The organism is Brevundimonas sp. S1H14, assembly GCF_047716865.1.
GTDB lineage: Bacteria > Pseudomonadota > Alphaproteobacteria > Caulobacterales > Caulobacteraceae > Brevundimonas > Brevundimonas naejangsanensis.
Window position 1 is genome coordinate 2,415,747 of record NZ_CP136679.1, and the last position, 9,254, is coordinate 2,425,000.

General features: G+C 58.7%; 6 protein-coding genes, 1 tRNA gene and 2 rRNA genes. 2 read left to right on the forward strand and 7 right to left on the reverse strand.

Annotated features, from left to right (window positions below; translation table 11 throughout):
- Window positions 1-216: 216 nt before the first annotated feature.
- The 3 genes from RSD66_RS11750 to RSD66_RS11760 are packed head-to-tail and all read right to left on the reverse strand — an operon-like array spanning window position 217 to window position 1,282.
- Window positions 217-468 (reverse strand): sigma factor-like helix-turn-helix DNA-binding protein, encoded by a 252-nt coding sequence (locus RSD66_RS11750; protein ID WP_415287932.1) that lies wholly within the window; start codon window positions 466-468, stop codon window positions 217-219.
- Window positions 465-872, reverse strand: a complete 408-nt coding sequence (locus RSD66_RS11755; RefSeq protein WP_415287934.1) for a hypothetical protein — start codon at window positions 870-872, stop codon at window positions 465-467. Before RSD66_RS11755 ends, RSD66_RS11750 begins: the two co-directional genes overlap by 4 nt.
- Before the next feature lie 29 nt (window positions 873-901).
- Window positions 902-1,282 carry a hypothetical protein gene (locus RSD66_RS11760; RefSeq protein WP_415287936.1) on the reverse strand — a complete coding sequence of 127 codons (381 nt, stop codon included), beginning with the start codon at window positions 1,280-1,282 and terminating at the stop codon, window positions 902-904.
- A gap of 131 nt (window positions 1,283-1,413) precedes the next feature.
- Here RSD66_RS11760 and RSD66_RS11765 point away from each other — a divergent pair, with 131 nt between their 5' ends.
- A complete protein-coding gene (locus RSD66_RS11765) occupies window positions 1,414-1,650 on the forward strand; it encodes a helix-turn-helix domain-containing protein (protein WP_415287937.1) in 237 nt (78 codons plus the stop codon).
- Between the two features lie 616 nt (window positions 1,651-2,266).
- On the opposite strand, the gene RSD66_RS11770 is transcribed toward RSD66_RS11765, so the two are convergent.
- Window positions 2,267-3,295 carry an IS110 family transposase gene (locus RSD66_RS11770; RefSeq protein ID WP_415287939.1) on the reverse strand — a complete coding sequence of 343 codons (1,029 nt, stop codon included), beginning with the start codon at window positions 3,293-3,295 and terminating at the stop codon, window positions 2,267-2,269.
- A 315-nt stretch (window positions 3,296-3,610) separates the two neighbouring features.
- Between RSD66_RS11770 and RSD66_RS11775 the strand changes: the two genes are divergently transcribed.
- On the forward strand, window positions 3,611-5,803 hold the full coding sequence (locus RSD66_RS11775) for a P-loop NTPase fold protein (RefSeq protein ID WP_415287940.1): 2,193 nt from the start codon (window positions 3,611-3,613) through the stop codon (window positions 5,801-5,803).
- A gap of 264 nt (window positions 5,804-6,067) precedes the next feature.
- Here the strand turns inward: RSD66_RS11775 and RSD66_RS11780 are convergent.
- From RSD66_RS11780 to RSD66_RS11790, 3 genes are all read right to left on the reverse strand, one after another.
- Window positions 6,068-6,144: transfer RNA gene (locus tag RSD66_RS11780), tRNA-Met, on the reverse strand.
- 57 nt (window positions 6,145-6,201) lie between these two features.
- Window positions 6,202-6,316: ribosomal RNA gene (gene rrf, locus RSD66_RS11785) — 5S ribosomal RNA — on the reverse strand.
- A gap of 76 nt (window positions 6,317-6,392) precedes the next feature.
- Window positions 6,393-9,173: ribosomal RNA gene (locus RSD66_RS11790) — 23S ribosomal RNA — on the reverse strand.
- Window positions 9,174-9,254: the final 81 nt, after the last annotated feature.

The following is a 9,254-nucleotide window of genomic DNA, read 5'->3' on the forward strand; positions in this document are numbered from 1 at the left end:
AGAGGTCAACTAGGCCGGACTGAAGGATAGGAACTGACAGCGCATTTGAATAACCGGCCGGAGAATGGACGACGCCAATGATTGTCGATCAGCGCGTCCCGACAAGCAGACGGTTCGAACCGCCGCTTTGAGTCAAAGAACGTCCTTTGCCATACATTGACGTCGGTGATTTAGCGGACAGGCTGCCAGCAAGGATCGGCTAGCCCCTGCCCAACGTCAGACATCATCAGCGGGTGCCGCGCGAACTATCCGCGCCAAGGCTTCCGCCAGATAGGCCTGAACCACGGTGCGCTCGATGCCGAGTTGTTGGCCGATCGCTTCAAAGGACAGTCCCGCGATCCGGTACAGCAGGAATACGTCCCGCAGATCGGCCGGGAGTTCCAGGATCGCCCTGGCGAGGGCGCGCTTCTGATCAGGGACTGCCGAGCGCTTTAAACAGCATCGTGACGAGGCCTTCTGGCGGTTCATGTGTCTGCCTGCTCGTTGTCATCCATGGCGGTTGCAACAGCCGATAGAAGGCCGCCGACAACCTCATCGGCGGCTTCCGGCGTCATCAGGAGCACGGGCCTGCCTTGGCCAAATGACAACGCCCCAGAAGCATACAGCGGGCTGAGGGCGGTGATCAGGTGAGGAAGTGCATCCGGCAGATGGCGCAGGCCTGCCATACGAGCGCATCTCATCGCCTTGTGTAGATCATGTCGCAGATGAATGCGGTTCCAGTCGTCCGTGATCCCGCACTGGAGAAGATAGGCCTTCAGAGCCAGCTCAATGGCGATAGCCAGATAGTAGGCGCGGAACCCGTCGATCTCCGAGTTTCCGGCTTGCGCTATTTCCCTGAAAGCCCGGGCGTTCCCCGCAAGCACCTGGGCCAAACGTCTATCGGGGCGCCGACGAGCGCGGGTCACGACGTATGCTTCAGGCGTGAGAGGTCGCGGGCAGCGCGGACGATCAGCCCATGCACGATGCGATTTTCCTCCGGCGCCAGCAGGCGTTCGGCGACCTGGAGATTCGCAACGACACCCTCGACATCCCGAGCCGGTGTCTTGGGCAGGAAGCGCAACCAGCGACGCAAGCGGCGGTCTATCAGCCGTAGACGAGTGCTGAGGTCAGTAAGCCCGCTGGCCCGTTCCGCCTCGTCGCGATCCGCGTCTGACTTGGCAAACCAACCCGGCTCGCGCTCAAGGCGCGCCAAGGCCACCGCCCAAGTGTCTAGCTGTCGGACGTAGGCGTCGTTGAGCGCCAGCCATTGCTGATGCCAGGATGGAACCTGATCGGCAGACATGCGGGGTCCTTCCGTGAAGACGGCACGGCAAGCGAGCGGCGGCCGCCCGCTAGTATTTCAGCACGATGTACGCGAAGATGATCACACCGACCCGACATTGTCAATACGGTGTATTCACATAGGAGCACACCGTGCCGACTATCACACCTCTTCAGGTCAAACTGGCGCGCACCGCTGTAGGGCTGGGCGTAAGAGAACTGGCACAGGAAGCTGGCGTTGCTCCCTCAACGATCCAGAGATTCGAGTCCGGACGCGGCGACATGCAATCTCGCACTCTGGATAAGGTGCAGCAGGCCCTCGAAGAATCCGGCGTGATCTTCATACCCGCAGACGCCTCAGGCGGGCCTGGCGTTCGGATGAAAGCCTGACCTCACCAACGTCGCCATGGCGGACCAACGCCGGGCCGTGGGAGGACTGTCAGGGGTGAGCGCGGCACGCGCTCATCGCCCCGCGACGGCGCAGCCGCCCTTGACCGGCCGAAAGCGGTCCGGCCCTCTCCGATAGCCGCGACGCAAAGAAAAGGCGCGATTTACCGCGTCGTTTCAAAGAGATGGGTGCCGATTCAAGGTGCGCGCTCGGCGCACACCTTATCTTATCATCTTGTAATGTAACGAATAATATTCACCCCACCCCCAACCGCACCTTGCGGCTTTTATCCTGCCATACTAATCGTAGGCTTCCAGGGTGGTGTATTCCTGACATCATAGCACTACTCCTTTCTGCGCAAAATACGCGCGTATCTATCCTGATGCTCGACAGCGCTGCGTGACGGTCCATGCAATACTACGAGCTCGGCACAGAGGTCGGCTCAGGCTGGTCTCAGAGGGATCTGGGGACGGCCAAGCACTCTACGCGTGCTCGCTGGGCGGCACAGGCAAGATAGCGATCGTCGTCCCCGACCCGCGGCCCCGTCACGGGCGTTGTTCCGCCGAAGCGGATCCGGGTGAACTGGTTCAGAGGGTCATGCGCACATCCTTTTGCGGGTCAGACGGCGGCCGGGCGGAAGTCGGTCCCGTCCAGCCACATGCGATGAAGAAGGGTGGCGAGCTTGCGGGCGACGGCGACTAGAGCCTTGTTGTGGCCCCGCCGTTTCACCAGGCTGAGCCCCCAGCTCCGCAGTTCCGAGGACGTCTTACAGCGCACGAGCAGGCTGCTGGCGGCCTCGTAGAGAGCTGTTCGGACCTCGCCGTCTCCGCACTTGGAGATGCGCCCGTCGTAGTCGATCGTGCCGGACTGGAACTTGCGCGGTGTGAGACCGAAGTGGGCGCCGACGGTGCGGGATCGACTGAACCGGTGCGGGTCATCGACGGCGGTCCGGAAGGTCAGCGCGACAACCGGACCGACACCAGGGACTGTCATGAAGCGTCGGCAGACAGGGTCATCGCGCACCGTCCGGACGAGCAATGCGTGCAGCTTCAGGCACTCGTCCCAGAGCATCCGGCGGACCCTCAGCATGCTGATCACCATGCCTCGCAACGTTGGGTCGGCGCCGTCGAGGAGCTCAGTGGTACGGGCTTCGAAGCGTCCCCGACTGACCTTGCCGATCCTGATCCCGAAGGCCTTCAGGGTGCCGCGCAGCTCGTTCTCGACGTCCAGGAACTTGCGCTTCAACAGACGCCGGTTCGACAGCAGAACACGCAGCTGCATGCTGTCGTGGCTCTTCACGTGCACCCGGCGGAACCAGCCCATACGCATCATCTGGGCGATTCCGCGTGCGTCGTTCTTGTCGGTCTTGTTGCGCTGAGCCCGCAGCGCCGCCTTCATATGCTGCGTCTCAACGACGATCACCGGAAGGCCCAGCGCCCGCAGTTCGGTGTAGAGCCAGGGTGACAAGGACTGAGCTTCGAGCCCCACGCGGGCGACGTCGTCGGCGTAGATGGAGATCGCCTGGGCGATGTCCGTCGGCTCGGTGGCCGCCTTGCATTCCTTCAGAACCTTGCCGTCCTGATCGACGACACAGACGCTCGTCTCGTCCAGCGAGACGTCAAGCCCAACGTGGTACTCCGCCATCATGCTCTCCCGTGCGCGTTCACGGGCGCGGTCGTGGCCCGCGTCAGCCACTGTCGCGCAAGACGCTCCAGAAGGCGAACAGGGGCATGGCGGCTGGCCCGATTACAGGGAAGCCCTCCTAATCGGTGACGCACCGGGGCTCTCCAAACACCTCGCACCGTCTTAGCGGTGCTCGAATGCGCCATGGTCGCGCTCGTCACCCAAGAGCGTCACGCCTGCGTCCGAAGGCAACTTGCGTTTTCCGCAAGCTGAGCCGCACTCTACTTCTTGGGGAGCGGCGTTATAAGCTCCAAACAATCGAGCCGAGCCAACCGCCGCATGTCGAAATTTCAGTTTTCAGATGATTGGCCCGGGACTGATCCTTGGTCTGACGACGCCTATGGCTACCGGCCCTTCGCAAAGCATCTAGCCGAAGTGCTTCTGCAACTGGAGGCACCCCGGGGCTATGTTTTGGGGCTCCACGGCTCGTGGGGATCAGGAAAAACCACTGCCCTTAATTTCGTTCGGCATTTTGTACGGGAGGCGAACAAGGACACCGACACGCCCCTGGAGCTTGTCGATTTCCAGCCCTGGATGGTCTCCGGTCACGACGATCTGATCGCCACTTTCTTTCGGGTCCTAGCAGATAAAATAAAGGAACCCGCCGACCAGTTGAAGCGCGCCAAGAGGTTTTCTGGCAGGGCCGCAAAAATGGTCGTCGACCCACTGGTTAAAGCCGCCGTCACGGTCGCGGTCGCGTCCAACCCCGGGGACAGGATCGCCATCGACGCCGGCGGAGAGATTGCAAAGCAGGCGATGAACCAGACCGTCAACGCCTGGCTCAAGGAGCCAACTCTTCAAGCCGCTCACGCCGATTTGGTCCGACGTATTTTCAAGAGCCGTCGCCGGTTTTTGATCTTTATCGACGACATTGACCGGCTGGAGAGTTCTGAGATCCGGACCATTATGCAGATGGTGAAATCGGTCGGCCAACTACCGAACGTCATCCACTTTCTGGCCTACGACCGTCGGATCGTCTGGCGGGCCTTAGAAGAGGCCGACGCGAAGCGCGACGGCGAGCCGACGTTTGCGGAAAAGATCGTTCAACATGAGGTCGAGTTGCCTCACGCCACAGGTAGAGCGCTTCTGCGCAAGCTGGAACGCGAGACGCAGTTTATCCTACAGTCAATCCGGCCAGGCTATCGTTGGAATGCGATCATCGAGTCGGGACTTCAACGATGGATTCAGCACCCCCGCGACGTTATCCGCTTCAGTAACGCTTTGCGGTTCGCATGGCCGCCGTTGGAGGGTGAGATAGATCCAGCGGACGTCCTTGCTCTCGAGGGATTGAGGCTCTTCGAACCCGGTGTTTTCGACTGGATTCGCGCCAATCAATCGATGATTGTCGACGAACGAGGCTATATCTCTGACGATGAAAAAAAGGCGTGGGCAGCACGCTTTAGGGAGAGCGTTCCGGCTGCCCGTCGCGATGCCGTAGTTGATCTGATGTGCACGCTTTTTCCGCAGCGAAGCACGATACTCCGTGATCGGGCGCACTACGGCTTTTCGGAAAGCTGGGCCGAGACCGTCAATCGCAAAGGCGTCGCCGAGCCGCGCGGTTTGAACGCCTACTTTTCTCTCTTTCCCTCTCCGCACGAGCTTCCCCGCGCTGTCGTCGATGCGGCCGTCAGCGCGCCCGGCGATCAGGAGGTGCAGAACCGCGCGATCCGCGATGCCCTTGCGTCGGTAGACGAAACTGGTGCCTCCCTCGTCGGAGACTATCTCAATGCTCTCCAGTTTCGACTGTCCGGACAAGAGGCATTTAGTCCGGAGTTGGCGATGCTACTTGCCCTAGTGCAAAGCGCCGACGCCATCCATCGTCACGACCGCGCGGAGAGACCCGCGATGATGGTCGTTCATCCTCACGCCCAGTACCATTTCTTGGTCCGCCGGATGTTGGAGATTTGGGGCGTCGAGGAGGCTAGCCGCGCTATGACCCAGGCGATGATGGCCACCGAGTCGGCCGCCACCATCGCTGGTCTGTTCGTTTGGCGTGCGCGCGAGGCCGGCCAGCTTCCGGCCGAAGGCATGCGAACGGGCCCGCTGATCACCTCCGAGGCGCTGGACGTGTTGGGTCGGCGTGCCTTGAGCCTCATCCAGGCAGAGGCCGAAAGCGGCGCACTAGCCAATGCGCCCTCATATTTCGAGATTACTTCGGCTTGGGCGCTCCTTGAGGACGCCGTAGTGGTTCGGGAATGGTTGATGGACCAAGCCGAAGCCGATCCTAAAGCCTTGGCCAAGATCGCAAGCGGGTTCCTGGCCGTCTCAAACGGTGAGACGGGTTTAGTATATTCGTTCCACAGCCGTCCTGCCGATGACGGGTTGTACGATCTGGAGCGGCTTCTTAGGGCGAGCGAAGCCTACGCCGATGATACCGCCGTGGCCGCAGAGGATGCGGTCAAGATCAAGGTACTCAGAGACGGACTGCGCTTGCGTGCGGGACGCGCCGACTCGACCGGCGGCGACGATTAAATGTCGAAGTCACCCAATCTTGCCGTCCCGGAGGAGGAATTCCGGAGCTAGGCGGTTGAGACTTTGCGCTGCTAGACCTCTGCTGGCGTCAGCACGGCGGCGGGCGCGCGCGTATTTGCCGTCTCTCGAAGACGTGATGCGCCATCCCTCCCCGCCTGGATTTGCGCGCCAAGCGCTTCCACGTGGCTTCCACGGTCGGATTTGCGGCGTTGGATTTCGGGCAGCAAAAAGCCGCTAGACGATTGATCTAGCGGCTTAAATGTTTGGGTGCGGGAGCAGGATTTGAACCTGCGACCTTCAGGTTATGAGCCTGACGAGCTACCGGGCTGCTCCATCCCGCGGCAAGGCGGTGAGTAAAGGAAGAAGGGTTCGAGATATCATTCATGTGTGTCGGGTAGACCCGGCGACGACCTACTCTCCCGCGCCTTAAGACGAAGTACCATCGGCTCTGGAGGGCTTAACGACCGAGTTCGGAATGGGATCGGGTGGGGAACCTCCGACAGAGCCACCGGGTCAACCCGACACACATGAATGAGAAGATATTGTCTTTGATTTCGGCAAGTAAAAACCGAATGAGTTTTGCTGAGAAACGATCAAGCCGATCGGATTATTAGTACCAGTAAGCTTCACACGTCACCGCGCTTCCACACCTGGCCTATCAACGTGGTAGTCTTCCACGATCCTCAGCGAAGCCTTGTTTTGAGGTTAGTTTCCCGCTTAGATGCTTTCAGCGGTTATCTATTCCATACTTAGCTACCCTGCTGCACGGCTGGCGCCATGACAGGTCCACCAGAGGTATGTCCATCCCGGTCCTCTCGTACTAGGGACAGATCCTCTCAAGCTTCGAACACCCACGGCAGATAGGGACCAAACTGTCTCACGACGTTCTGAACCCAGCTCACGTACCACTTTAAACGGCGAACAGCCGTACCCTTGGGACCTGCTCCAGCCCCAGGATGTGATGAGCCGACATCGAGGTGCCAAACTTTGCCGTCGATATGGACTCTTGGGCAAAATCAGCCTGTTATCCCTAGAGTACCTTTTATCCGTTGAGCGATGGCCCTTCCACGCGGGACCACCGGATCACTATGGCCGACTTTCGTCTCTGCTCGACTTGTCAGTCTCGCAGTCAGGCTAGCTTATGCCATTGCACTCGACGACCGATTTCCGACCGGTCTGAGCTAACCATCGCGCGCCTCCGTTACACTTTGGGAGGCGACCGCCCCAGTCAAACTACCCACCACGCCATGTCCCGGGACCGGATAACGGCCCTCGGTTAGACGTCAACGACAGTAAGGGTGGTATTTCAAGGATGGCTCCACCAGAGCTGGCGCCCCGGTTTCATAGCCTCCCACCTATCCTACACATACGGTCGCTAACGCCAAGGCGAAGCTATAGTAAAGGTTCATAGGGTCTTTCCGTCTGACCGCGGGAACCCCGCATCTTCACGGGGAATTCAATTTCACTGAGCCTGTGCTGGAGACAGTGGGGAAGTCGTTACGCCATTCGTGCAGGTCGGAACTTACCCGACAAGGAATTTCGCTACCTTAGGACCGTTATAGTTACGGCCGCCGTTTACCTGGGCTTCAGTTCGGAGCTTTCACTCCTCCCTTTAACCTTCAGGCACCGGGCAGGCGTCAGACCCTATACGTCGCATTGATGCTTCGCAGAGCCCTATGTTTTTGCTAAACAGTCGCTACCCCCTGGCTTGTGCCACTCAGTCCTGGTTGCCCAGGGTGAGTCACGCTTATTCCGAAGTTACGCGTGCAATTTGCCGAGTTCCTTCAGCACAGTTCTCTCAAGCGCCTTGGTATACTCTACCTGACCACCTGTGTCGGTTTCGGGTACGGTCTCTGCTGGAGTTATTTCCAGGGACAACGCCACCGCCGGGAACAATCCAATAAGCCCCGACGACTTATGCCATCCGTCACTTCCAGCTGGTGCAGGAATATTTACCTGCTTCCCATCGACTACGCTTTTCAGCCTCGCCTTAGGGGCCGACTAACCCTGCGCAGATTAGCTTTACGCAGGAACCCTTGGTCTTTCGGCGACAGTGTTTCTCACACTGTTTATCGTTACTCATGTCAGCATTCTCACTTCCGATACCTCCAGCCAACCTCACGGTTGACCTTCACAGGCTTACGGAACGCTCCGCTACCGCTTGCAGTAAACTGCAAACCCATATCTTCGGCGCATGGCTTTAGCCCCGTTACATTTTCCGCGCAGGATCGCTTGATCAGTGAGCTGTTACGCTTTCTTTAAAGGATGGCTGCTTCTAAGCCAACCTCCTGATTGTCAAAGCAATCCCACATCGTTTCCCACTTAGCCATGACTTGGGGGCCTTAGATGATGGTTAGGGTTGTTTCCCTTTTCACGACGGACGTTAGCACCCGCCGTGTGTCTGCCCGATAGTACTCTTGGGTATTCGGAGTTTGGTTAGTATTGGTACCGCTCGCGCAGCCCGCAACCATCCAGTGCTCTACCCCCCAAGGTATTCGTCGGACGCTCTACCTAAATAGATTTCGCGGAGAACCAGCTATGTCCAGGTTTGATTGGCCTTTCACCCCTATCCACAAGTCATCCCAGAATTTTTCAACATTCACGGGTTCGGACCTCCAGTAAGTGTTACCTTACCTTCATCCTGCTCATGGATAGATCACCTGGTTTCGGGTCGTCATACGTCGAACTTAGCGCCCTATTCAGACTCGCTTTCGCTGCGCCTACACCTAACGACTTAAGCTTGCTCGACATATGAAGTCGCTGACCCATTATACAAAAGGTACGCCGTCACCGCGCTTGGCGGCTCCGACTGCTTGTAGGCTTCCGATTTCAGGATCTGTTTCACTCCCCTTGTCGGGGTGCTTTTCACCTTTCCCTCACGGTACTTGTTCACTATCGGTCGTAGAGGAGTACTTAGGCTTGGAGGGTGGTCCCCCCATGTTCAGACAGGATTTCACGTGTCCCGCCCTACTCGAGTCTCTTGCTGTTTGACGTCTACGGGGCTGTCACCCGCTATGGCCGGACTTTCCATTCCGTTCGACTTTATTTCACAAGAGCACTGGCCTGGTCCCGGTTCGCTCGCCACTACTACGGGAGTCTCGGTTGATGTCCTTTCCTCCGGGTACTGAGATGTTTCAGTTCCCCGGGTTCGCTCAATGAACCCTATGTATTCAGGTCATTGTACCTTTTAGCGATCCACCAATCGCTGCTCCGAAAAGCAGAGTTGGAAGACCGCAAAGGTGGGTTTCCCCATTCGGAAATAACCGGATCAAAGGGTGCTAGCGCCTCCCCGGTTCTTATCGCAGCTTGCCACGTCCTTCATCGCCTCTCTACGCCAAGGCATCCGTCAGAAGCCCTTCAACGCTTGATCGTTTCTCAGCAAAACTCATACGCAGGCTTATCCGGGGGATGGAAAGAGGTATCCGCCGGACCTACGTCTGATTTTTACTTT